This window comes from Polynucleobacter alcilacus (genome assembly GCF_018881545.1).
Classification (GTDB): Bacteria; Pseudomonadota; Gammaproteobacteria; order Burkholderiales; family Burkholderiaceae; genus Polynucleobacter; species Polynucleobacter alcilacus.
On record NZ_JACVQD010000001.1, the window covers coordinates 1,250,731 to 1,274,861 of the forward strand.

Genomic DNA, 24,131 nt, shown 5'->3' on the forward strand with positions numbered 1-24,131 from the left:
CACTGAAAGCCCGATTACCCTCTCGGCACCACTACTCATGCCGTAGGTATAACTAGGACTTAGTTACCACCCGACTTTCTTTGTTGTCCAAAACATAAAATCTGCGACGAAGGCAACTCCTGATTGAAGGCCGCTACTGGGGGAGCTTGTTTTCCTCCAGATAGCAGGCCCTAAGCCTACGCCAAGCTCTATATCTGACGCGAACTCAAATGGTTTTTTAAAGATGATTTGGCCGCCGAGCTCTTTTGGATTTGAGGTGCTCAGATACTGACCTCCTATCTCAATTTCTAGTTGATGTTCAATTGCCGTAAATTCTAAAGCCAATGAAGTGCCATAGGCTTTAGAACCATCGACTGTATTTTTCTCCATTGCGGTGCCTACCAACAAAATTAACGAATGATCATCAATAGATTCTTCTGACCTTACTGCCGAGCTATGAGAACTTAGAGCAAAAGCTAAAGCAAACAAAGCAACTCTTATCGCTTTCATATATAACCTTAAACAAATTTGGACTGCTCAATCGCAAGAGATTGAGTCCAGGACTATTTGTTTAAGAGTTTCTAGGCGGATACTCGATTTGAGCAGGGAAAAATTCTAAAGATAGGGGTGTCTCAATGGCGTTGTAGCTTTTGAGATCCCGAGCTACTGAAGTATTGCTAGACCCCACCATACCAACTACTGAAATGTGATGGCACTGATGGTCGTCATCATGATGGTCTGGGTTACCGGAGCCTGCTTGTCCATGGTGATCATCGTGGACTATTTGAAATAAGCCATTACTAGATTGATCATCATTCCAAGTAATTTGGACTACGCCCTCCTGAGTCTGATGTGATTGCTCATGAGCCGCCCCCAATGTAGGCATAAAAGCTGTATTGAATATAAAGATGAAGGTAGCAATAGAAAGCAAACGCATTGGCTGATTCTAAGGTATTTGGCGTTTAAGCCACATCTAATGGGTATTTTTCCAATTGAGAGTCATTCTCAATTGTATGCTAAGATGAGAACAATTCTCATTAAGCATATTTGGCATTTCTGATATTTTTCTCATTTAATACAAACCGCACAGCCTTTATAGGCCTAATTAGTGCCCTTTATTTGGGGGCTCTATCTTGTGCTGTAAGAGCAGAGGCGCCAGTTAGTGACATGCCCACTGTTTTGGCTGAATCGCCCGTAAGTGACTCACCTAAGGTTGATAGCTCAGTTTCTGTAGAGGGCGAAACTGAGCAGTGGAGCATTCATGGGCAATCAACTTATATTGTTCAACAGAAAAATAATTTCAAGTCGCCTTACTATGGACAAAACAGCCTTCTCAATAAATCTGAAGGCGGTGGTGGCAAGAGCTACACATTAAGTGCTACAGCGTTCTTAGGAGCAAGACTTTGGGAAGGCGCTGAAGTTTATTGGAACCCAGAGATGTTCGAGGGAACACCTTTTAATGGACAGCTTGTTGGTCTAGGTGGATTTCAGAATGGCGAGCTACAAAAAGGCTCATATGCCCCACCTATTTACTACACCGCTCGTGCGTTTATTCGTCAAACCTTTGGCTTGGGCGGCGGCAAAGAACATATTGAAGGTGGGCCTAATCAGCTTGCGGGCAATCTCGATAAAAATAGAATCGTGGTGACCTACGGTAAGTTCGCAACATTAGATTTCTTTGATCAAAATAGTTACAGTCACGATCCTCGTACACAGTTTCAGAACTTTGCTCTTTTCTCTATGGGCGCCTATGGATATGCGGCTGATAGCAAAGGCTATACCTATGGTGTTGTAGCAGAGTGGTATCAAGATGACTGGATTTTGAAGGCGGCAAGATTAGCGATGCCAACTATTCCGAATACCGCTCAGCTTGACTACAGCATGAGCCAAGACTACGGCAATCAAATTGAATTAACTCATGAACATGAGCTATGGGGTAAGCCTGGCGCAGTAAGGGCCCTGTATTACCAACAACATGCCTATATGGGCAACTACCAAAATGCGATTAATCAGGCTCAGCAGACTGGTGGCACTCCTGATGTAACTGGCGTACGCAGGGGGGCGCAGAGCTCATGGGGCTATGGCTTCAATATTGAGCAGGCCATCAATGATGATGTTGGAGTCTTTGGTCGTTGGAGCTGGAATCCCGGAACTACAGAAACTCAGACTGTAGATATCAGTAGGTCATTATCAGGTGGTGTAAGCATTAAGGGCTCAAGCTGGTCGCGCCCCAAAGATACGCTGGGCATAGGTTATGCAGTCAATGGAATCTCTTCATCGCAGATTGCCTACCTTCAACAAGGCGGTATGGCCGCATTTATTGGTGATGGCGCACTTAGCTATAAGAAAGAACAAATATTGGAAACTTTCTATAGCGCAAAGGTTTATAAGGAGCTGTTCATATCTGCCGACTATCAACGGATTGCTAATCCAGCCTACAACTCAGCTCGTGGTCCAGTTAATTTCTTTGGCTTAAGAGCCCATATAGAAATGTAATGTCGTTTTAAACGACACCTACAGACATAGGGACGGGAAGCTGGTGCGTCCTTTTAAAGGACAGTTGATAAAAAGGGGCAATAAAAAACCACCCGAAGGTGGTTTTGGTGTTTCTTGGTGGCCCGGGGCGGAATCGAACCAGGGCCGAGGATTTCTTCCTACTGGCTTAACTTATGCGGTTTTCCAAAACGGTCTTCCTTAGGATAAATCCAGTCTGTCTTCACTGGCCCCATACCAATGATTTGCACTTGGGTATCAGCCGCCATGGCGCCATCAAAATGTACGCCGTTAGCCGGATGAAACATCAGACTACCTGCTGGCATTGGAATATTCTTTTTTGGATCCCACTCAGGGCCCATGCCTGCATACCAAACCCCACTGATTACCGTAACAAATCGATCTTGATCGTGAGAATGGGGTGCGCTCATTACTCCCGCAGGAAAAATATTGCGGACCACATAAATTCCTGGCTTGCTAGGATCTCCGTATAGGGTGGCTTGCTTGACCCCATTTTCATTGGTCTTCCAAACAATCTGATCTTCTTTAACTGTAATAAATCCACCGGGTAAATTCTCTGCATAAACTGTTGCGGAGAATAAAAATGTAAACAGCGTGGCTAACAATATTTTCATAACGAACTCCCTGTCTTTTACCTTAAATGAAAAATTACCCAAAAGGTGGTTAATGTCTACTCCAACCGATAACTATCTTGAATTAGCTTTTTATACGACCATTAAAGATAGTGCCAAGTGCTATGGAATATAGCTAGGACTAACCCTTGAGCACAATATGAATTGTCGTTTTAAACGGCATTACCAACACAAGGATGAATAATTGAAGTGTCCTTTTAAAGGACGCTTCATGATGGGGATATCCGAGGCTAATGGCAGTTAATCCTGCCAAGCCCCAAAAGAAAATAGCCCAACAAGTGGGCTATAGAGATTCTTGGTGGCCCGGGGCGGAATCGAACCACCGACACAAGGATTTTCAACCCGTTCAGCTAGACCGGTTTCGCTTTTAAATCATCTGGTTCTCCCACCATGTGAAAACTTTGTTCACAAAATCAACATGCCCTTTGTATGGGATTGATTTGGAAGAAGTATTTGACCGACACAAGGAGTTCGGTAGTTAATGCGTCGGTCATGAGGCTTGACTGGCACAGGGATGGAACATCCTTGGAGTGCTCGCCACCGCTACATGAAGTGTCTTTTTAAAGGACATTGCTTCTTGGGCATTAAGTAGTCTTAGTTATTTGTAATCAAACTTCATTTGCTCAGAAATCAAAATATCTTTACTGGTTAGCTCACAAAGTCCCGCGTACTTTGCCAATGGAGTGGGCCCACCCATTCCCTCTTCAATCAATCTTTGATTATCAAAAGCAAGTTCAAGGGTTGAAAAGTTTCCATAAGTTTTAATTGCTTTAGCCACAATGCGTCGATTACATTCACCAAGAAGCGTTTTAAATTGATCTTTCATCTTAAGGATTTGTTCGTATGACTTTTGCTGATAATTCGTCAGCGGAGGCAAACCTGTTGCCTTAGTTATGGCTTCATCAATTTCAGCAAAACTTGAGGAATACTTTTCTCCCGCTGAGATATGGTACGAGTCATGCTTTAGCTTTGGCTTGGTTAAAAGCAAATAAAGAGCATCGGCACAATAGTCTACTGGAACAACATCAATCTTCTGATCTAAGGCACAAGGGAATGCTTTTAGTGCCAACGCCATTCTAAAAACCCAAAAGATACTTCCCGACGGCTTACAGCCTAGCTTGGTATGTCCGACAACAATGGATGGCCTAGCAATGACCAAGGGTAAATCAGGCAGTTCTTCCTTTAGGCGTTGCTCAACTTCATATTTGCTATGTGTGTACTCTAAAAAATGCTGAGTTTTTTTACCGCGGTTATAGCCCTCAGGAACGGGATTTGGTGAATCCAACCCACAAGCCATTGCGGTACCAATGTGAAGAAATCTTTTTAACTTACACCGATGACTTAGGCCATGGGCCATATTTAAAACCCCATCTACATTCGTTGGCCAGATAGAGGGGTGATTGCCAAAAGAGGCTACTGCGGCAGAGCTAACAACATTTTCAATGGAGTTCAGGCGTGGGTCATCAATCCAACGATTCACAACATTTAAATCACCGCACAGAATCTGCTCTAACCTAAGTTTTAATAACTGATCTGTTTTAATGCCATGACTTCTGAGTGTGTTAACTAACCTCACCATGCCCTCTTCAGGTTTTGATGAGCGAATTAGAAAAATCGCGTCCTCAACTTCACCACGAGCAAAAAGCTTGGCCGTCAAAGCTCCGCCAATAAAGCCATTTGCTCCAGTAATTAGTGTTTTAGGTTGGAAAATCATTAGTGCGACTATCTAATAGAATCCATTGATTCTAATGGGTAGCTCAAAAGTCGTTTAAATCGACGCTTGACCACCACAAGGATGTCAAATCTTATTGGCGGCTTACAGCGATTATCGTAAGGCATATCACACCAGTAAATATTTTCGCTACGCGTCTTATTAAGCAACACTGATTAGTACGGAGCTTGATCCGCCGAGCCCAAATAAAAACCACCCGAAGGTGGTTTTAGTGTTTCTTGGTGGCCCGGGGCGGAATCGAACCAGGGCCGAGGATGCCTAAACCATTTAAGATTCATGCCTCCATTATTAAAAGAGGTATGGATTCTGAAAACTAATTACTACTGTTTTTTGCCAATCCAACAAGCAGCAACCTTAGGTTTTGAGATTTGCACATAACAGTTTTGAATAGTAGTCGGATCAATGATTTTAAAAGTATGAGTACCATCCTCGTCTACCATTACCCCACCTTGGAAGTCGGGGGTAATAGCCCCAAGAATAACTTCTTTACGATTTTTAGAGGTCAATAACCCAGAAAAATTGATTCCTTCTTGGCGGTCAATCTCAAGAGCAAACGGTATTTTATTAAAGTAAATTTCCTTATCCTTTTTATTCGGTACGATATGGTGTGCTGCAGATCCCATAACAGTAGCATTGAATGTGCCTGTCCAAGTGCCAATCATATTTGGGGCGTTCTGTGCCGATACTAATGCTGGCAGTAAAGCCAAAGCTGCAATTACAAGTTTGAATCTCATTTATTTTTCCTTATGGCTTGCTGTTGAAAGAAATACATACCTACTGCTTTCAAAGCTTAACATCGATGCATTACACATCCCGACCAAAAGAAAATGCCCCGCGTAAAGCAGGGCATTATTTAAATCTTGGTGGCCCGGGGCGGAATCGAACCACCGACACAAGGATTTTCAATCCTCTGCTCTACCGACTGAGCTACCAGGCCAAGACTGGGAATTATAAATGAAACTGTCTTTTAGCCTGGAAAATCGGTTGGCTGGAGCTTACTTACCAAATAATCCAATTTCCAGTATCCCACTCAGCTTGAGTGATATACCCGTTATTGTCTTTATCTAATATTCTAAATTCTTGAGCTGACATGCCCATTTTCATGGCTTCAGCCTTGCTAATCTTTCCATCTTTGTCAGTGTCTATAGCGCTAAACGAATTATTCTGAGATCTATAGGCATCAAGTTCAGCCTTAGTAATTTGACCGCTATTATCTTTATCAATTTTTTTGAAGGTAGCCTCTGGCATGCCAGCTTTAAGCGCTTCATCTTTGCTAATAATCTGATCGTTATTAGCATCAAGAGTAGAAATGGATACGATTTTAGGGGTAGTGCTTTGAGAAAAGGCGGTCACGGGTAACAATGCAGCAGAGAACAATAAGCAGTAGATTAATTTCATTTTTATCTCCTAGGAATCATTGGTTAGGCAAAAACGGCCTTTAACTATACGGCGCCTTATTAGGGCAACTAACTTATGCAAATACTAACGCATAAAATCTTCATTAAAGTTAACAAATTGCCAAGCCGTGGCTCAGCCTATTAATTTCCTGGGTACTGCAGCTGCAGACCGCCTTTTTGGAGCTACAGCTACGAACCCTAAGTAGCTATAGAGGCATTTTTGCTACGAGCAACATGCAATTTTCGGTAGCTATCAATGAGTCGGTGATGCCTATCTAATCCCTCTAATTTCATACTGGTTGGAGTCAAGTCATAAAAGCGCACACTACCATCTACTGATCCTAATACAGCATCCATTCTCTTGTCGCCAAATATCTTTCGTAAGTTGACTAGGTAGTCGTCGATTTTCAGGTCACCATCCAGCGCAATATCTAATACTGTATTTAATGCCTGATAAAACAATCTGCGCTCAGCAGTGTTGTCGTTATATTGAAGAAAAGAGCCGACTAGCTCATGCGCCTCATCAAAACGCTTTAACACAAGAAGAATTAATAGCTTTAGCTCCAGGACAGTTAATTGGCCCCAAGGGGTATTCTCGTCAAATTCGATACCGATCAATGTGGCGATATCACCGTACTCGTCTAACTCGTTATTCTCTAAGCGCTCAAGTAAGACGCTTAGGCTTGCCTCATCTAGACGATGCAGATTCAAAATATCCTCACGGAATAACAACGCTTTATTCGTGTTATCCCAAACCAGATCTTCTATTGGGTAAATCTCAGAGTAACCGGGCACCAGAATTCGGCAAGCAGTCGCGCCGAGCTGATCGTACACCGCCATATAGGCTTCTTTGCCCATGGCTTTAAGAATGCCAAATAAGGTTGCTGCTTCTTGGGCGTTGGAATCTTCACCGTGGCCAGAGAAATCCCACTCAACAAAGTCGTAATCTGCCTTTGCGCTAAAAAAGCGCCACGACACGATACCGCTCGAATCAATAAAGTGTTCAACAAAATTATTGGGTTCAGTCACTGCTTCACTTGCAAAAGTCGGCGGGGGCAAGTCGTTCAAGCCCTCTAAACTTCGGCCCTGTAGTAACTCAGTCAAACTTCGCTCTAATGCGACCTCTAAGCTTGGGTGCGCACCGAAGGAGGCAAACACGCCACCTGTTCGTGGGTTCATCAAGGTGACACACATCACTGGATAAGTTCCCCCTAGCGAAGCGTCCTTTACCAATACCGGAAAGCCCTGCTCTTCTAACCCCCGAATACCAGCCAAAATGCCAGGGTATTTTACGAGCACTTCTTGAGGTACATCTGGCAGAGCAATTTCCCCTTCGAGAATTTCTCGTTTGACTGCCCGTTCAAAAATCTCTGAGAGGCATTGCACCTGCGCTTCAGCAAGCGTATTGCCAGCACTCATACCATTACTGACATACAAATTTTCAATCAAGTTTGACGGAAAGTAGATGGTCTCGCCATCAGACTGGCGCACATAAGGCAATGAACAAATACCACGCTCCACATTGCCAGAATTAGTATCCAGCAGGTGTGAGGCGCGTAACTCACCATCCGGATTAAAGATTTTCAAGCAATACTCATCTAGAATTTCCGTTGGCAGTGCATCTTTACTGCCCGGCTTAAACCAACGCTCGTGCGGATAATGCACAAATGCACCGCCAGCAACATCTTCACCCCAGAATGCACCGGCATAAAAATGGTTATTACTCAATCGCTCGATATACTCGCCCAAAGCCGATGCCAGGGCGCTTTCTTTTGTTGATCCCTTGCCATTGGTAAAACACATCGGCGAGTGTGCATCACGAATGTGTAAGGACCAGACATTAGGAATGAGGTTGCGCCATGAGGCAATTTCAATCTTGATTCCTAGGTTTGCCAATACGCCAGACATGTTGGCAATCGTTTGCTCAAGCGGCAAGTCTTTACCTGCAATATAGGTGCTAGCATCAGATGTTGACTTCAAGGTCAACAAAGTCTGCGCATCTGCGTCCAAGTTTTTTACTTCTTCAATCACAAACTCTGGCCCAGCTTGAACTACCTTCTTAACTGTGCAACGTTCAATGGAGCGCAAAATACCTTGGCGATCAATGGCCGAGATGTCGTCTGGTAATTCAACCTGAATCTTAAAAATCTGTTGATAACGGTTTTCCGGATCAACAATATTATTTTGGGAAAGACGAATATTTTCTGTGGGGATATTGCGAGTGTCGCAGTACAACTTCACAAAATAAGCGGCACATAAGGCCGATGAAGCCAGAAAGTAGTCGAAGGGTCCCGGGGCTGAGCCATCGCCCTTATAGCGGATAGGCTGGTCAGCAATCACCGTGAAGTCATCAAACTTGGCTTCAAGGCGGAGCTTATCGAGAAAGTTGACCTTAATTTCCATGGGGAAGAATTCCGAAAATGATGGACAAATAGTGTGAAACCATTATCTGTCGTAATGCTGATGCTGGGTCATGTACCAATGTTTTCAACAAATACTGCTGCTGGCAAATGATTCGCTGCAGATCTTATTGCTCGCCCTTATTGCGAGAGGTATCGATCCCCAAGGCTTTGAGCTTGCGGTACAAATGGGTTCTCTCTAGGCCTGTGTACTCTGAAATTTTCGTCATACTTCCACCCATGATTTGCATCTGATGCTCAAAGTAGGCTTTCTCAAAAAGGTCTCTTGCTTCCCTTAGAGGAAGATCAAAATAGGATTTGGCAATTCCACTGATGAATTCTCCCTCAGCAATGGGGCTGGCAGCAGACTCATTCGATAAAGACTTTGCAGCAGCAGTGTTTGCGCTGGCCTGAACAGCCCTCTCTTCTTCAGGCTCAACATATTTGGGCGAACTCTCTAGGGCTTTGCTTACCGTCTTTAAAAGCTTTTGCAAGGCAATTGGTTTTTCTAAGAAATTCAAAGCGCCAATACGGGTGGCCTCTACGGCCGTATCAATTGTGGCGTGACCTGACATCATCACCACCGGCATAGTGAGCTGACCTGTTTTGGACCATTCTTTTAGCAACGTGATGCCATCGGTGTCTGGCATCCAGATATCCAATAAGACAAGATCAGGACGCATCTGCTCACGAATCGTGCGGGCCTGGTTGGCGCTTTCTGCCGCATAGACCGTATGGCCTTCATCCGTCAGAATCTCATTGAGAAGTTCACGAATACCCATCTCGTCATCAACAACCAAAATATTAGCCATATTTAGGCCGCCTCTTTTGCTAGATTCATAAACAATATTGATACCTGCGCACCGATCACTTCTTCTCCTTGCATACGATTTCGTATTTCAATTTTGGCATAGTGGTCATCAATAATTTTTTTCACGACTGCTAGACCCAAACCAGTGCCTTTACTCTTTGTTGTTATGTACGGCTCAAATGCTCTTGCCAATATCTTAGCTGGAAATCCAATTCCACAATCGCTTATTGTTAAGCGCACTGCATTTTGGACTACACCATTGTGCTCGCCATAAGGCACCAACTCTGTTTTTACTTCAACCGGCTCACCTGGATGACTGCCCTCTAAAGTAGCGTCTTGAGCATTTTGAAGCAAATTATGGATAACCTGTCTTAACTGAGTAGGGTCCCCCATAATATCCGGGCACTGCAAATCAAGCTGAGTGCGCAGGGGGCTACCCTCATAAAGACCTAAAATTTCTGTGGTGAGTGCATTGATAGAAACCGGTCTTAATTGGGGCGTGGGGGTTTTTGCAAAGTCTCTAAAGTCATTCACCATCTCCTTCATCGCCTGCACCTGACCAATAATCGTTTCCGTACTGCGATTGATCATCTCTTCTTGCTCTGCGCTGAGCTTACCTGCAAGCCTGTGCTGCAAGCGTTCAGCAGATAACTGAATCGGGGTAAGCGGATTTTTAATTTCATGAGCAAGGCGTCTAGCCACCTCGCTCCAAGCGATTGATCTTTGGGCGCTAACCACGTCTGTAATGTCGTCAAACACCACCATGCGTAGATCTGCTGTGAGCTCAGTACCCCGCACAAACAAGGTAACGCCTAATTCGTTGTCAAACTCATTGGTGGTGTGCAATTGAATTTGTTTTTGCCATACAGGAATATTCTGATGGCTAAGCTGTTTAAGAGGCTTGCTATCCCCCCCTGCCACCGTAAGCTTCATGGTAGCAAAGCCACTTTGAATGGCCTCCTCAAACTCTGCGAGAGCCGGGCTGGTACTTAAAGGCTTTCCATCCAAGTAAGTAAGGTCTTGTCCAAAAATTCGGTCGGCACCGGCGTTACTAGATACCACATTGTAGTTTTTGTCGAAGATACAAACGCCTGCTGTTAAGCTACCAAGGACCTTTTCCAAAAACGCTTTTGATTCTTGTAAGGAGTTACGGGTATCTGCCAGCTGTCTTGTCATGACATTAAATTGGCGGGTCAGCATGCCCAACTCATCCCCGGTATCTAGCTCCGGTTTGGGAGATAAATCACCCTCTGCAACCGCCTGCGTGCCTTTTAATAACATCAAGAGTGGACGAGCCAATTGGCGCCCCAACATCAGGGCTAAAGTAATTGCCACAAATACCGCGAAAAATAAAGTGAGCGTTAGCGTCCCAACAAACATCTTCCGCAAGCCACTGCGCCCCAATGACTTCTCTTGATATTCGCTATAAGCAGTCTCGACTGCGTAAATATTTTTAGCTAATGGCGCTGGAATAAAGCGCACTAATTGTAAAAAATATTTATCCTCCACTACTTTGCCAGACTCTAATTTGCTTTGTAAGGCTTTTTTCCGCACGATCGGCACAATTGCCCTGACTCGATATCCGAGCTGACCCCCTTCCATTTCGACTTGCTCTAAAAAGGTAAGGCCCTTCTTTTTAAATGCCTCTGCAATCACATCGGTACTGGGCGGGGGCAAATATTTTTTAGGGGCTACCTCACTGCTTAAGAGCAAATTGCGCTGCATATTAAAAAGGCTAACTTCCTGAATGCCAAATTGATTACGGATCTTCATCACCATGGGTGCGACCTGCTCAGTGGTTGAACCCGGCGGCGCCAGGATGATCTGTTCTGCGATGAAATTTCCCTCAGCCAAAATCTCTTCTTGAGCCACTCGCAAGGTAACGCGGCCTAACTCTAATCCCGAGTTCAGTGCTGACTCGACCTTGACATCAAACCAAGTTTCAATACTGCGGGAAACGAACTGCAGTGAGACGCCATACAAAATTAAGCCGGGAACAATTCCAACTAAAGCAAAAATCATTGCTAACTTCGCAATTAGGCGAGTGCCAAAATGACCCCGATACCATCGAACTCCAATAACCGTAATCAAAGATAGGATGACTAGGGTAAGACAGATCCCGATGACTACGTTTGCTGCATAAAGCCAAATAAAGTAATTCTCAAAAAACTCGGTATTAGACGATGCGACAAAAAGTAGAACCAATAACAGCAAAGCAAATAGGCCAATAGCGCCTATAGCAATAGGAATTACTTTTTTTTGCCAGGCTTTCGATGTAAAGAACGAAGCCTTAAGAGGATCTATTGGTACATTCATCGTTTAATCAGACTGGGGCCATTCGGCTGTAAGGGAAAGCGGATCCAATCGCTAGAAACATTCCAGTCGCGGTTATTCAAGGCATTTACCTGAAAGGGCTTGGGTAGTTTGCTTAGATCTAAATTCATTCGAAAGCCAGCGGTATAGAGCTTGCTTGGATCGAGTTGATTATTATCAATCACGTCCCAACCGCCGATGGACCCAACTGCTTGTAAGGCCTCAGAAATCGTTTTTGCAGAGAAGGTAAAGCCTTCCGAAGCAATGCGAAATTGCTGTGTAAGCGGTTGGTAGGACAAGCGGGTTTGTCTTTGGGCAACTATAGGCTTCTCATCAAACCAATACCATCTGGAGCGCGTTAAATCAAACTCGGTCTGAAAATAGAGCACCACGCCTTTTTTTACTGCATCCTCAAGGCCCGGTGAAAGTTCAATTTGGAAACTTGCATTCAAAAGCCAGTCGTTATCCACCCTCTCCAGCTCAAAGGATTTGATTTTGATTCCCTCTGCACTTGCTGGCGTCGCAAAAGCACACAAAACCATCAAGCATAAAAAGATGAATTGTTTAATTCTTTGGCTCATGGCCCATTTTTCTTAAACAAGGCATAGTAAAAACCATCGCTCACCTCACTTGGCAGAATCTGCCCTGGGGCGCTTAATCGTAACGCATTGCTATGCTCTGCAGCAAACTGGATTGCCTGATCCTCCCCTTCTTCAGGAAAAACTGAGCAGGTAACGTAGAGCAGCAGCCCCTCTGGTTTCAACATTTTCCATGCCTGCTCTAGAATACCGAGCTGTTTTTGCTGCAAAGACTTGACATCGGCCTCGCGTCTTAAAAAAGGAATGTCTGGATGCCGCGCCACAATGCCTGATGCCGAACAGGGGGCATCAAGCAATATTTTGTCAAAGGGTACGCCATCCCACCAGGAAGCCTTTGAGGCATCTCCCCTCAGGACGCTCACTTTGTCAGAATGCAGCCGCAATCGATCTAGATTGCCACTGATTTTTCCAATCCGTTCGCCATCCAGCTCTAAAGCCACCATCTCACAATCAGCCAACTCTAGTATGTGGGCAGCTTTCCCGCCCGGCGCAGAACAGGCATCCAAGATTCTCTCGCCTGGCTGGGGATTCAATAGAACAGCAGCCAACTGAGCTCCCGCATCCTGAACTGAAACAGCGCCACTATAAAACCCGGGCAAATCTGAAACTGGAACTGGATTGGAAAGGAGTAATGCGGATGGTAACTTTATGCCTGCAAGCTCTTTAACAGGGTTTGATGTAATTCCGGCTTCGCTTAATAAAGTCTGATATTGCTCTCGTGAATATTGCTTTTGATTTACTCGCAAAATTAATGGGGCTCGTTTTGCTTGTGCAAACAGAATCGATTGCCAGTCCTTAGAATAATGGCGCTTTAAATTCGCGCGCCACCACGCTGGAACAAACATCGGTATTGGATCAGGCGGATATGACTTCTCACCTGGCAGTGGCTCTACCGTAAGGCTGACTTTGCGCAAGACCGCATTCACCAAACCTTTGGCATACATAGTGGGGTCATATTCTCCACAAGCCTTAACAGCTTGATCCACAATGGTATGGGCGGGATAACCTTTGCCTTCTGTGGGTTCTTGCAAAAACAGAGCAATAGCCACGCTCAATAAATGATCTACCTCTGGCGGTGGCGTCTTTGGAATAAATTGTTTAATCAACTCATGTGATCGAACCCATTTACGCAAAGCATCAAAGCTGAGGCTTTGTACAATCGGCCGCTCATGCGCGTCGAGTTGTTCCAAAACTTCAGTAAGCGATCTGCCGCTCATTACTTCACCAATGGCTTGTGCAGCGATACAGATGGCTTCAGAAAGTGGGAGACTTTGCGACGTTTTTTTATCAGTCAAACTAATTTGCTCCGGGGTATGCCCCGTTTTTTGCCATGGCCATGAGGCGAGCCACCCGCTCCTCTGTTGGAGGGTGAGTGGAGAATAATTGTGCAAGCCCACCAGCGCTTAAGGGGTTCAGAATCATCATTTGCGCCGTCTCTGGATGCTGCTCTACCGCTGGAAATGGAATGCCCTGCGCATAGTGATGAATCTTTTCCAAGGCATGAGCCAAAGCCTCTGGATCGGCGCTGATCTCAGCACCGCCACGATCCGCCTCGTACTCCCTGGCACGTGAAATACTCATTTGAATCAAGCCAGCAGCAATCGGCGCAAGAATCGCTACCAATAATCCCGCAATCGGATTGCTTGGTCTACCCTCCGAGTTACGCCCGCCAAAAAACAGGGCGAAATTGGCCAGTGCAGAAATAGCGCCGGCCATGGTTGCGGCAACCGTAGAAATCAAAATATCGCGATGTTGTACATGGGCTAACTCGTGCGCCATCACTCCGCGCAATTCACGGTTCGAAAGGATTTTTAAAATTCCCGTGGTTGCGGCTACAGAAGCGTTATCTGGATTGCGTCCGGTTGCAAACGCATTCGGCGCATCCTCATCAATCAAGAAAACTTTTGGCATGGGCAAGCCTGCCTTTTCTGAAAGCTCCTTTACGAGTGCATAAAACTGAGGGGCAGACCGCTCATCTACTTGCTGGGCATTGGTCATCTTCAGAACCATCGTGTCAGAAAACCAATAGCTAAAAAAGTTCATGCCCACTGCTACTAGTAAGGCCATGATCATGCCTTGTTCGCCACCCAGCATGCCACCCACAACCACAAACAATGCAGTAATCGCCGCCATCAAAACAGCAGTCTTTGCAAAATTAAACATATCTACTCCTTTGCATGAAAGCGGAATAATTTTTCTGGGAGTCCGAGTGCCTGTAAGCACCTCTTTGCAGGCATTTTTTTTCCGCCAGGCTTTTGCATCTCCAAAACTTCTACTACTCCTATGCCACACTGAACATAAATACCCTCATTACTAAACCCCAATACCTCGCCAGCTCGCCCAGTCTCACTATACGAGTCCGCCGAAGGAATACGAGAATTCCATAGCTTCATCTGTTCGTCATTGATGCAACTGGTGGCGCCCGGAAAGGGGTTAAAAGCACGAATTCGATGATCAATTTGGATGGCGCTTAAATTCCAATCGATATCTGCCTCACTCTTTAAGATTTTTTCAGCGTAGGTAATGCCAGCACTCTCTTGCGGCACCCGAGGGCAGCGCCCCTCTACTAAAAGTTGAAGTGCCTCAACAATAGACTCGGCACCTAATGCACCTAAACGATGATGCAAAGTAGCACTAGTTTCATCCGGCGCAATTTCAAGCGCTCTTAGGAGGACTATGTCGCCCGTATCCAGGCCAGCATCCATTTGCATAATGCAAACGCCTGTGTTTTTATCACCCGCCTCAATCGCGCGCTGAATCGGGGCTGCGCCACGCCAACGCGGCAATAAAGAAGCATGAATATTAAAGCTACCGCGCCTACCGGGGCGCTGCGCAATGTCCAGAATCTCTTGGGGCAAGATGAGGCCGTATGCCACCACCACCATGGCATCAAATTCGATTGCGGATAATCTTTGGTAGGCCTCTTGTGCCTGCGCTTGCCTTAGTGGATCAACGCTATTGCACTTCAATGTTTCTGGTTGCAGAACCGGAATATTTATTTCTAAAGCAAACTCTTTAACTGGGCTAGCCTGTAAATGCATGCCCCTACCTGCACGACGATCAGGCTGGGTTAAGGCCAAGACGATTTCATGTCCTGCCTCAACGATTGCGCGCATTGCTTGCGCAGCAAACTCAGGAGTCCCAGCAAAAACAATTTTCATTAGAGGCGCTTAGCGCTCACCTTCTAACTCTTTGCTGCGCTTCTTTAATTTTTGTGAGATTCGGGTTCTTTTGAGTAAAGATAAATACTCAACAAACACTTTGCCTTGCAAGTGATCTAACTCGTGCTGTAAACAAACCGCTAAAAGGCCGTCAGCCTCCAACTCAAATTCCTTGCCCTCAATATCCAAAGCCTTGATTCGAATTTCAGCGGGCCTCTCAACCTCATCGTAAAACTCGGGAACTGAAAGACATCCTTCGCGCCAAGATTTTTTCTCAGCGCTTGCCCAAGTAATTTCTGGGTTAATAAAAACCATTAATTCATTTTGCTCATCAGACAAATCAATCACCAAAATCCGCTCATGAATATCTACCTGAGTCGCCGCCAATCCAACACCAGGCGCTTCATACATAGTGTCAGCCATGTCGGCCACTATTTTTTTGATGCGTGCGTCTACCTGCGCCACCGGTTTGGCAATCTTGTGCAGACGAGGGTCTGGATAGCAAAGGACATTTAATAAAGCCATGTAGGAATTATCCAACAGAGCAATCAGTCTGTCCCGATTGTTCCTATATCCCCAAAGATCACAATCTTTTAATGCGCCCCTTTCTAACACCAAGCAGCATCACCCGGATTAAACGCGGTGACAAAAAATACCCTCCGCGCCTCAATGATTTGCATGATCCGCCCAAACATATCTATATAGATGGGGATATTGAGTTACTCCAAATGCCTATGATCGCAATTGTTGGCGCCCGCAAAGCCAGTGCTGAGGGCCTAAAAAACGCAGCCCTCTTTGCGCAAGGACTCTCTCATGCGGGTTTACTTGTTGTCTCAGGGCTCGCACGGGGTGTTGATGGTGCAGCCCATCAAGCCACCCTAAATCAAGGCCCTAATCACTTCACCATGGCCGTCTGTGGGGCCGGCGTAGATGTGATTTACCCCAAAGAACATTTGGGGCTGGCTAAATGCATTCGTCAACAAGGGCTATTGATCTCTGAGTTACCTCTTGGCGAGGAACCAAAATCAAGCCATTTTCCCAGAAGAAACCGAATTATTGCGGCCCTCTCCTTGGGAGTGGTGGTGGTGGAGGCAGCCGAACGATCGGGCTCCTTAATCACCGCGCGGCTTTCTGCTGAATTGGGGAGGGAGATTTTCGCGGTTCCTGGATCAATCCAAAACCCGCTATCTGCAGGTTGCCATCTCCTCATCCAGCAAGGCGCAAAACTAGTAAGAAACCCAAAAGATGTCCTCGAAGAGCTCATTTTTTAATAAAAGCCCTCTTTAAAAGCCATTCAATGTGGTTTTTTAATGAAAAATAGGTTTGCCCTAGCGGTCTTCGATATCAAAAAACAGGGCCTTTTGGACTTTTCTTAATTTATCGGTTAATAATAAAAAAGGGATGAGTAATGGACCAGACCCTGATTTGGTTTAAATTGATCATCCTTTTCCTCTATTAAAAACAGCATTTCAGGCTCAAATTAGGCAAACGCGTGGCTAAAGCATCTACCAAAACCAGTTCCAAGACCCCTTCCGTCGACAACCCTAAGGCGCTCATCATTGCCGAGAAGCCTTCGGTTGCCAACGATATCGCCAAGGCTTTAGGGGGCTTTACTAAACATGAAGACTATTTTGAAAATGATCAATTTGTCATTTCTTCAGCCGTTGGCCATCTTTTAGAAATAGCTGCTCCGGAGGAATTTGATGTCAAGCGCGGTAAGTGGTCATTTGCTAACCTCCCCGTAGTACCTCCGTATTTTGATTTGCGCCCAATTGCAAAAACAGAATCTCGCTTAAAGGTTCTACAAAAACTCATCAAGCGCAAAGACATTAACGCCCTGATTAATGCCTGTGATGCGGGGCGTGAGGGCGAACTCATTTTCCGCTTAATCGCACAACATGCAAAAGCTTCTCAATCAGTTCAACGCTTGTGGCTGCAGTCGATGACTCCAGCAGCGATTCGTGATGGCTTTGCAAACTTGCGTACTGATGTTGAAATGCAGCCGCTTGCTGATGCGGCCCGTTGCCGCTCCGAAGCAGACTGGTTAGTTGGCATTAACGGCACTCGTGCCATGACTGCGTTTAACAGCAAAAGTGGCGGATTTTTCTTAACAACGGTAGGCCGAGTTCAAACACCAACACTTTCCATTGTGGTTGAACGCGAAGAACTGATTCGCAAGTTTGTCTCTAAGGATTATTGGGAAGTCAAAGCAGAATTTATTGCCTCGGCTGGAATCTACGAAGGTCGCTGGTTTGATCCAAAATTTAAGAAGGATACTGCCGAACCAGATGCGCGTGAAAATCGCCTTTGGAGCGAGGCTGCGGCTCAAAGTATTGTGGCCGCTTGTCGTGGAAAAAAGGCAACGGTTACGGAGGAGGCAAAGCCTGCTACCCAACTTGCGCCACAGTTGTTTGACTTAACTAGCTTACAACGCGAAGCAAATGCTCGGTTTGGCTTTTCTGCAAAAAATACTTTGGGGCTTGCACAAGCACTTTATGAGCGCCATAAGGTTTTAACCTATCCCCGTACAGATGCGAAAGCACTTCCCGAAGACTATTTAGATACTGTTAAGCAAACGATGGAAACGATTGCTGAAAATTCGCAAGAATATCGTTCCTTTGCAAAACAAATTCTGCAGGGTGATCCAAGAGATCCCAAAGCCAAAGCAGGATATGGCTGGATTAAACCGAACAAACGGATTTTTGATAACTCTAAAATCTCAGATCACTTTGCGATTATTCCAACACTAGAAACGCCTAAGAGCTTAAGTGAACCCGAAGCAAAGTTATACGATTTGGTGGTGCGCCGTTTCTTGGCGGTGTTTTACCCTGCTGCTGAATTCCGCGTCACTACCCGTATTACTGAGGCATTGGGACACCACTTTAAAACCGAAGGGCGTGTTCTCGTATATCCCGGCTGGCTTACTGTTTATGGCAAATCCGGTCAAGCAGATGACGAGCTAGTGCCCGTTCAAGAAGGCGAGACAGTTCAGACTGAGTCTGTAGTTGTTGTGCCATTAAAAACTAAGCCACCTGCGCGCTATACAGAAGCTACCCTACTTTCAGCAATGGAAAGCGCCGGCAAATGGGTGGATGATGATGACATGCGCGAAGCCATGGCGGAGAAAGGTCTTGGTACACCGGCAACACGTGCGGCAATTATTGAAGGATTGCTGGCTGAAAGATACATGGTTCGTGAAGCGCGCGAACTGATTCCAACCGCAAAAGCTTTTCAGTTGATGACCTTATTGCGCGGCTTAGATGTAGAAGAGTTAACTCGTCCTGACTTAACTGGTAGCTGGGAAAACAAGCTCTCATTAATTGAGCAGGGCAAGATGAATCGCGATACCTTCATGCAAGAAATTGCACAGATGACTCAGCGCATTGTTAAGCGCGCCAAAGAATACGACAGCGATACCATACCGGGTGATTACGCCATCATGACTACCCCATGCCCACACTGCAAGGGTCCAGTCAAAGAGAACTATCGTCGCTTTGCTTGTGAAAAGTGCGGCTTTACAATCAGCAAAACCCCCGGTGGGCGCGCATTTGAATACCCCGAGGTAGAAGAGTTACTGCGCGAGAAAACGATTGGGCCTCTACAGGGCTTTCGCAGCAAAATAGGTCGCCCGTTTGCAGCCATTATTAAATTAAGTGAAATTCCTGAAGATGATGCCGACTATCCAAATGCTGGTTTCAAACTTGAATTTGACTTTGGCAACGCCCAAGATGAAGAAACAGAAGCTGTGGATTTCACAGGTCGCCTAGCTTTAGGGGTCTGCCCAAAATGCTCCGGCGCAGTGTATGAAGACGGCATGCGCTACGTCTGCGAGAACAATACCGGCCCAAACAAAACTTGCGATTTCAAAACCGGTAAAGTAGTTTTACAGCAAGAGATTTTGCCTGAGCAAGTGCAAAAATTACTCAAAGAGGGTAAAACCGATCTCTTAACGAATTTTAAGTCAAACCGGACTGGGCGTGGCTTTAAAGCCTATTTAGCCTTGGGTGCTGATGGAAAAATTGGTTTTGAATTTGAGGCTAAGGCCCCTAAAGCCGAAGGTGCTACCAAGGCTCCTGCGAAGAAGCGGGCTGGAGCCAGTGCAGCGACCAAATCTGCGGCAAAGCCAAAACGGGTAAGCAAAGCAAAATCATCCTCTAGTAGCTGAGCGGTAATTAGCTTAGCCGCTAGAGCAGACCACAAAATTCCTCTTGAGCCCAAAGCGGTTGCCAAGTAAATTCCTGGGCGCTGCACAAGCGCTCCAATGATGGGTAAGCGGTCGCCTGCCACGCAGCGGACACCAACAAAATCACCATCCTTCAATAAATCTCGTGGGTCGCCCTCAGAAAAGTCGACCAAGCCTTGGGCTTGCTTGCGATTAAATGCATCGCTGCTATCCCTGGATCCCAGATCGTCCTCACCTTCATCAAAGCTAGAGCCTACCATCCAGCGATAGCTGCCATCTTCTAGCTTTTCTGCTGGCAGACAATAGCCATCGCCTGATATCCCCACTTTTGGCAACTTTTTTACCCAAGCTGTATTTGGCTTGATCGAGAAAATGCTGAGTTGTCCGCGCACGGGTTTCAATGGCAAACGAATACCAATGGTGCTCATCAGCGCCTTGCTTTCCATCGCTATCGCCACCACAACTTTGTCCGCGACCAGAATGGGCTCCTTGGCCTTATTCAACAAACTCCATCTGCCATGAGATTCTTCTAGACTAGCAACTTGAGTATTCCAAAGACAAGTTAAACCCTCGTGCGCCTTCAACAAATTGTTGCTAGCCTCAAATAAATTTAATGATGCCCCTCTTGGAAGCCAAACACCGCTTTGCTTAATGCCACAAATTTTTTCTGCTTCGTGGGCATCCAGTGCTATTGCAATATTTTCTGCGAGCCCTAATGAACGCAAATGCTCAGTCACTTCTAGTTGATTAAAGGTCTTTTCTTTTTTGGTGGGCTGAAAAATGCCGTGCCGCCTCCATTCACCACCCCACCTGGCTTCGGCCAACAAAAAAGCAAGGCGGGTTAAGCGTAGTAAGCGGGGTGAGCCCTTGCCAATATGGGGATGGGCAATCGCATAAGCGTGACTTGAACAGGCGGTAGCAGGGGAAGGGGCGGCATCGACAATGCAAACAGACTTGCCGCGCTCAAGCAGCTCATTAGCGATCGTTGCTCCGCAAATGCCTGCCCCAATCACCACTATTTCATGGTGTTGGGGTTTGGTCATTAAATAAATCTAAGGAAGTGTTTGGCGATACTTAAGCGTTCAAACGCTTTTCGATCTTTGCGCGCATTTCCAACAACTCCTTAGGCAAACGATCGCCAAGGTGTTCGAATAACTCTGTATGCAACTTGAGCTCGTTTTTCCAATCGTCGACCTTGGCCGTAATCACCGTGTTAAATTTTTCTACGGAGAAATCCAAGCCCTGCCAATTCAAATCAGTGTGCTCAGGTGAGATGCCAAATACGGTTTCAACACCGTTTGCAGTGCCGTCAACACGGCCCAAAATCCAAGAAAGTACACGCATGTTTTCACCATAACCAGGCCAAACAAACTTGCCACTGTCGTCCTTGCGGAACCAGTTCACACAGTAGATCTTTGGCAATACAGCGCCTTCTGTTTCTAATTTTTTGCCAATATTAAGCCAATGCTGGAAATAATCACTCATGTTGTAACCAGCAAATGCAATCATCGCAAACGGATCGCGACGCACGACACCAACCTGACCTGTAATTGCAGCCGTTGTCTCTGAGCCCATTGTTGCCGCCATATAAACGCCTTCAACCCAGTCGCGCGCCTCGCTAACCAAAGGCACAGTAGTTGAACGACGTCCGCCGAACAAAAACGCATCGATTGGAACGCCCTCGGGATCATCCCATTTAGGATCAACAGCAGGATTATTTGTAGCGGCCATCGTAAAGCGTGAATTGGCATGTGCGGCCTTGCGTCCGGCAGCGCCATCTGCTGGAGTCCAGTCTTTTCCTTGCCAATCGATCAAATGCGCTGGAGGTGTTTCAGTTAATCCTTCCCACCACACGTCACCATCATCCGTTAATCCAACGTTAGTGAAGATAACGTCTTGATTTAGTGAATCGATGCAGTTTGGATTTGTTAGGCGGTTTGTACCAGGTGCAACGCCAAAATATCCAGATTCAGGATTGATGGCAAATAGGCGGGTTTTTCCAGTAACTGCGTCTTTGCGTGGTTTGATCCAGGCAATATCGTCACCAATCGTTGTTACTTTCCAGCCGTCAAATCCTGCTGGAGGAATCATCATGGAGAAATTGGTTTTTCCACAGGCTGAGGGAAACGCTGCGGCCACGTGATATTTTTTGCCTTCAGGTGAAGTTACGCCCAGAATCAACATGTGTTCGGCAAGCCAACCTTGTTCGCGCCCCATATTGGATGCAATGCGCAAAGCAAAACATTTTTTTCCTAATAAGGCATTGCCGCCATAACCAGAACCGAATGACCAAATCTCACGGGTTTCTGGATAGTGAACAATGTACTTCGTTTTGTTGTTTGGCCAAGCCATGTCTTTTTCGCCAGGGCTTAAAGGCTTGCCTACGGTGTGAATACAGGGAACGAATTGGCCGTCCGTACCCAACTGATCAATCACCGCCTTGCCCATGCGCGTCATAAGGCGCATATTGATTGCAACATAAGGGCTATCGGACAGCTCAACACCAATGTGTGCAATCGGTGAGCCAATCGGGCCCATAGAGAATGGCACTACATACATTGTCCTGCCACGCATAGAGCCATCAAACAAAGGTTGAAGGGTGGCGCGCATTTCGCTTGGCTCTACCCAGTTATTCGTTGGGCCTGCATCGTCTTGTTTAGCCGAGCAAATATAGGTACGGTCTTCTACACGAGCAACATCATCTGGATCAGAAAGGGCTAAAAATGAGTTTTTGCGCTTTGCTGGGTTGAGGCGCTTAAATACGCCCGCCTTTACTAAGAGCTCACAAAGCTCGTCATATTCCGCCTGAGAGCCATCACACCAATGAATAGCATCCGGCTTTGTCAGAGAGGCAACTTCTTCTACCCACTCAATTAAACGTGTGTTTTTTACATATGCTGGTGCATTCAGATCAATAGTGTCGGTGCTCATGTATTTCCCTATGATGATTATTTTTTAATCCTTCGATTTTAACATTTTGGCCACATTTGTAGCATTCTCCACTTAGAGAGCAAACCCTTTACTTACCAATACAGAATTGGCTGAAGATTTTTCCCAAAAGGTCGTCAGGAAGCAGTCTTCCGGTGATTTGTCCGAGATGGTTTTGTGCTAAAGATAGCTCTTCTGCAAACAACTCTAGTGAATTATTGCCATTTGCTGCGAATTGTTCCGATTTTGCGATATGTTCAGAAGCCCGCTCTAGGCAGTCTAAATGCCTTCTGCGTGCAACAATTGCCCCCTCTTGAGGGCCATTCCAACCCACCGCCTCTAAAATTTTCTGCTTAAGGGCAGAAATACCATCGCCAGTTTTGGCAGAGATCAGAATTGCCCCTGCAGGTATCAATGGTGCATTTGCAGACAATAGGTCTGACTTGTTTATCACTAGAATGGCCGGGCATTTGGGCGGTAGCGCCACCAGGATTTTATCCTTTAGCCCCCTATCCTCCGCACTCGAATCAAGGTCGGCCATAAAGATCACCAAATCTGCTAGGCGTATCGCATCCCAAGATCGCTCGATTCCCTTTGCCTCCACCTCATCGCTTGTGTCGCGCAAACCAGCGGTGTCAATGATATGCATTGGCACACCTTCGATCGTAATGCTCTCTTTCACCCGATCGCGCGTCGTGCCAGCAACTGGGGTCACAATCGCCACCTCTTCACCAGCCAGCCTATTTAGCAGCGAGCTTTTACCCACATTGGGGGCTCCAGCCAACACCAACTGGATACCGTCGCGCAAAATTTTTCCCTGTTTTGCGCCTTCGCGTAGGGATAGAAGCTTTGCCTTTACTGCAGCCAGGCGCTCACGTGCTTGGGCATTTTCAAGAAACTCAATTTCTTCTTCGGGGAAATCCAAGGTCGACTCGACCAAGATGCGCAATTGCGTAATTTCTTCGATGAGCTCATTAATGTTGGCTGAAAATTCACCCTGCAAGGAGCGGGCTGCTCCACGCACTGCATGCTCGCTCTGTGCATCAATTAAATCTGCTATAGCCTCCGCTTGCGCTAGGTCGATTTTATTGTTGAGATAAGCGCGCAGAGTAAATTCGCCCGGTTCGGCAATGACTAAGCCCATCTCTTTGCCCAACTCCAGGCAACGCTTCATCACCAACTCAAGAAGTTGGGGGCCGCCATGACACTGCAGCTCTAAGATATCCTCACCAGTAAATGAGGCTGGGGCAGAAAAGTAAATTGCAATTAATTGATCGATGGCCTGTCCGTCAGCATCACGAAGTGTCAGTAAGTTTGCCTGTCGAGCAGATAAGGGGGTTTGAAACAGGGTTTTAGCAAATACGCCTAAGTGTTGTCCACTTATTCGAATCACGCCCACACCCGCCTTACCGGGCGCCGTAGCAACAGCAATGATGGGTAGCTTTCTAGTCATCATTGCTGTTCACTGTTTTGTAGTTATGCC

19 protein-coding genes, 1 tRNA gene and 1 pseudogene are annotated in these 24,131 nt (G+C 46.1%); 3 read left to right on the plus strand and 18 right to left on the minus strand.

Annotated elements, in window-relative coordinates; translation table 11 throughout:
- Window positions 1–63: 63 nt before the first annotated feature.
- Complete coding sequence (locus ICN45_RS06400; protein ID WP_216174644.1) at window positions 64–468, minus strand: hypothetical protein; 405 nt, start codon at window positions 466–468, stop codon at window positions 64–66.
- A gap of 82 nt (window positions 469–550) precedes the next feature.
- Window positions 551–916 carry a hypothetical protein gene (locus ICN45_RS06405; RefSeq protein WP_216174645.1) on the minus strand — a complete coding sequence of 122 codons (366 nt, stop codon included), beginning with the start codon at window positions 914–916 and terminating at the stop codon, window positions 551–553.
- Window positions 917–1,146: 230 nt separating this feature from the next.
- Here ICN45_RS06405 and ICN45_RS06410 point away from each other — a divergent pair, with 230 nt between their 5' ends.
- Complete coding sequence (locus tag ICN45_RS06410) at window positions 1,147–2,475, plus strand: carbohydrate porin (protein ID WP_216174646.1); 1,329 nt, start codon at window positions 1,147–1,149, stop codon at window positions 2,473–2,475.
- 158 nt (window positions 2,476–2,633) lie between these two features.
- Here the strand turns inward: ICN45_RS06410 and ICN45_RS06415 are convergent, their stop codons facing one another.
- The 13 genes from ICN45_RS06415 to def all read right to left on the minus strand — a co-directional run bounded on the left by ICN45_RS06415 (window position 2,634) and on the right by def (window position 16,062).
- Window positions 2,634–3,107: a cupin domain-containing protein gene (locus tag ICN45_RS06415; protein WP_216174647.1), complete on the minus strand. Its 474-nt coding sequence runs from the start codon at window positions 3,105–3,107 to the stop codon at window positions 2,634–2,636.
- Window positions 3,108–3,723: 616 nt separating this feature from the next.
- On the minus strand, window positions 3,724–4,839 hold the full coding sequence (locus ICN45_RS06420) for an SDR family oxidoreductase (protein ID WP_216174648.1): 1,116 nt from the start codon (window positions 4,837–4,839) through the stop codon (window positions 3,724–3,726).
- A gap of 338 nt (window positions 4,840–5,177) precedes the next feature.
- Window positions 5,178–5,591, minus strand: coding sequence for a hypothetical protein (locus ICN45_RS06425; RefSeq protein ID WP_216174649.1), 414 nt, complete (start codon window positions 5,589–5,591; stop codon window positions 5,178–5,180).
- A gap of 127 nt (window positions 5,592–5,718) precedes the next feature.
- Window positions 5,719–5,794, minus strand: a tRNA-Phe gene (locus ICN45_RS06430).
- Window positions 5,795–5,856: 62 nt separating this feature from the next.
- Window positions 5,857–6,255 carry an EF-hand domain-containing protein gene (locus tag ICN45_RS06435; protein ID WP_216174650.1) on the minus strand — a complete coding sequence of 133 codons (399 nt, stop codon included), beginning with the start codon at window positions 6,253–6,255 and terminating at the stop codon, window positions 5,857–5,859.
- A gap of 197 nt (window positions 6,256–6,452) precedes the next feature.
- A complete protein-coding gene (locus ICN45_RS06440) occupies window positions 6,453–8,657 on the minus strand; it encodes an OsmC domain/YcaO domain-containing protein (RefSeq protein ID WP_216174651.1) in 2,205 nt (734 codons plus the stop codon).
- Window positions 8,658–8,781: 124 nt separating this feature from the next.
- On the minus strand, window positions 8,782–9,465 hold the full coding sequence (locus tag ICN45_RS06445; RefSeq protein ID WP_216174653.1) for a response regulator: 684 nt from the start codon (window positions 9,463–9,465) through the stop codon (window positions 8,782–8,784).
- A 2-nt stretch (window positions 9,466–9,467) separates the two neighbouring features.
- Window positions 9,468–11,780, minus strand: a complete 2,313-nt coding sequence (locus tag ICN45_RS06450; RefSeq protein WP_216174655.1) for a sensor histidine kinase — start codon at window positions 11,778–11,780, stop codon at window positions 9,468–9,470.
- Window positions 11,777–12,358 carry a DUF4390 domain-containing protein gene (locus ICN45_RS06455; protein WP_216174657.1) on the minus strand — a complete coding sequence of 194 codons (582 nt, stop codon included), beginning with the start codon at window positions 12,356–12,358 and terminating at the stop codon, window positions 11,777–11,779. The genes ICN45_RS06450 and ICN45_RS06455 overlap by 4 nt, the downstream gene beginning before the upstream one ends.
- Window positions 12,355–13,671 carry a 16S rRNA (cytosine(967)-C(5))-methyltransferase RsmB gene (gene rsmB, locus ICN45_RS06460; RefSeq protein WP_216174659.1) on the minus strand — a complete coding sequence of 439 codons (1,317 nt, stop codon included), beginning with the start codon at window positions 13,669–13,671 and terminating at the stop codon, window positions 12,355–12,357. Before rsmB ends, ICN45_RS06455 begins: the two co-directional genes overlap by 4 nt.
- Before the next feature lies 1 nt (window position 13,672).
- The gene (gene htpX / locus ICN45_RS06465) at window positions 13,673–14,539 is read right to left on the minus strand and encodes a zinc metalloprotease HtpX (RefSeq protein WP_216174661.1); all 867 of its coding nucleotides are present in this window, start codon (window positions 14,537–14,539) and stop codon (window positions 13,673–13,675) included.
- Window positions 14,540–14,541: 2 nt separating this feature from the next.
- Window positions 14,542–15,537 (minus strand): methionyl-tRNA formyltransferase, encoded by a 996-nt coding sequence (gene fmt, locus ICN45_RS06470; RefSeq protein ID WP_216174663.1) that lies wholly within the window; start codon window positions 15,535–15,537, stop codon window positions 14,542–14,544.
- Window positions 15,538–15,546: 9 nt separating this feature from the next.
- The gene (gene def, locus ICN45_RS06475; protein WP_216174665.1) at window positions 15,547–16,062 is read right to left on the minus strand and encodes a peptide deformylase; all 516 of its coding nucleotides are present in this window, start codon (window positions 16,060–16,062) and stop codon (window positions 15,547–15,549) included.
- 71 nt (window positions 16,063–16,133) lie between these two features.
- On the opposite strand from def, the gene dprA reads away from it, so the two are divergent.
- Both dprA and ICN45_RS06485 read left to right on the plus strand, forming a co-directional pair.
- Window positions 16,134–16,808, plus strand: coding sequence for a DNA-processing protein DprA (dprA, locus tag ICN45_RS06480; RefSeq protein ID WP_216174667.1), 675 nt, complete (start codon window positions 16,134–16,136; stop codon window positions 16,806–16,808).
- A 221-nt stretch (window positions 16,809–17,029) separates the two neighbouring features.
- Window positions 17,030–19,702, plus strand: a complete 2,673-nt coding sequence (locus tag ICN45_RS06485) for a DNA topoisomerase III (protein WP_216174669.1) — start codon at window positions 17,030–17,032, stop codon at window positions 19,700–19,702.
- Here the strand turns inward: ICN45_RS06485 and mnmC1 are convergent.
- The 3 genes and pseudogenes from mnmC1 to mnmE all read right to left on the minus strand — a co-directional run.
- A pseudogene (gene mnmC1 / locus ICN45_RS10415) lies at window positions 19,672–20,763 on the minus strand (FAD-dependent 5-carboxymethylaminomethyl-2-thiouridine(34) oxidoreductase MnmC1); the annotation flags it as partial. The gene ICN45_RS06485 and the pseudogene mnmC1 overlap by 31 nt on opposite strands.
- A gap of 31 nt (window positions 20,764–20,794) precedes the next feature.
- Window positions 20,795–22,651: a phosphoenolpyruvate carboxykinase (GTP) gene (locus ICN45_RS06490; RefSeq protein ID WP_216174671.1), complete on the minus strand. Its 1,857-nt coding sequence runs from the start codon at window positions 22,649–22,651 to the stop codon at window positions 20,795–20,797.
- A gap of 88 nt (window positions 22,652–22,739) precedes the next feature.
- Window positions 22,740–24,101 carry a tRNA uridine-5-carboxymethylaminomethyl(34) synthesis GTPase MnmE gene (gene mnmE, locus ICN45_RS06495; protein ID WP_216175657.1) on the minus strand — a complete coding sequence of 454 codons (1,362 nt, stop codon included), beginning with the start codon at window positions 24,099–24,101 and terminating at the stop codon, window positions 22,740–22,742.
- Window positions 24,102–24,131: the final 30 nt, after the last annotated feature.

What these genes read in the sequence shown, in the direction of transcription:
- ICN45_RS06405 (WP_216174645.1), bottom strand. Translation starts at nt 916, where the DNA reads ATGCGTTTGCTTTCTATTGCTACCTTCATCTTTATATTCAATACAGCT.
- ICN45_RS06410 (WP_216174646.1), top strand. Translation starts at nt 1,147, where the DNA reads ATGCCCACTGTTTTGGCTGAATCGCCCGTAAGTGACTCACCTAAGGTT.
- ICN45_RS06415 (WP_216174647.1), bottom strand. Translation starts at nt 3,107, where the DNA reads ATGAAAATATTGTTAGCCACGCTGTTTACATTTTTATTCTCCGCAACA.
- ICN45_RS06420 (WP_216174648.1), bottom strand. Translation starts at nt 4,839, where the DNA reads ATGATTTTCCAACCTAAAACACTAATTACTGGAGCAAATGGCTTTATT.
- ICN45_RS06425 (WP_216174649.1), bottom strand. Translation starts at nt 5,591, where the DNA reads ATGAGATTCAAACTTGTAATTGCAGCTTTGGCTTTACTGCCAGCATTA.
- ICN45_RS06435 (WP_216174650.1), bottom strand. Translation starts at nt 6,255, where the DNA reads ATGAAATTAATCTACTGCTTATTGTTCTCTGCTGCATTGTTACCCGTG.
- ICN45_RS06440 (WP_216174651.1), bottom strand. Translation starts at nt 8,657, where the DNA reads ATGGAAATTAAGGTCAACTTTCTCGATAAGCTCCGCCTTGAAGCCAAG.
- ICN45_RS06445 (WP_216174653.1), bottom strand. Translation starts at nt 9,465, where the DNA reads ATGGCTAATATTTTGGTTGTTGATGACGAGATGGGTATTCGTGAACTT.
- ICN45_RS06450 (WP_216174655.1), bottom strand. Translation starts at nt 11,780, where the DNA reads ATGAATGTACCAATAGATCCTCTTAAGGCTTCGTTCTTTACATCGAAA.
- ICN45_RS06455 (WP_216174657.1), bottom strand. Translation starts at nt 12,358, where the DNA reads ATGAGCCAAAGAATTAAACAATTCATCTTTTTATGCTTGATGGTTTTG.
- htpX (WP_216174661.1), bottom strand. Translation starts at nt 14,539, where the DNA reads ATGTTTAATTTTGCAAAGACTGCTGTTTTGATGGCGGCGATTACTGCA.
- fmt (WP_216174663.1), bottom strand. Translation starts at nt 15,537, where the DNA reads ATGAAAATTGTTTTTGCTGGGACTCCTGAGTTTGCTGCGCAAGCAATG.
- def (WP_216174665.1), bottom strand. Translation starts at nt 16,062, where the DNA reads ATGGCTTTATTAAATGTCCTTTGCTATCCAGACCCTCGTCTGCACAAG.
- dprA (WP_216174667.1), top strand. Translation starts at nt 16,134, where the DNA reads ATGCGCCCCTTTCTAACACCAAGCAGCATCACCCGGATTAAACGCGGT.
- ICN45_RS06490 (WP_216174671.1), bottom strand. Translation starts at nt 22,651, where the DNA reads ATGAGCACCGACACTATTGATCTGAATGCACCAGCATATGTAAAAAAC.
- mnmE (WP_216175657.1), bottom strand. Translation starts at nt 24,101, where the DNA reads ATGACTAGAAAGCTACCCATCATTGCTGTTGCTACGGCGCCCGGTAAG.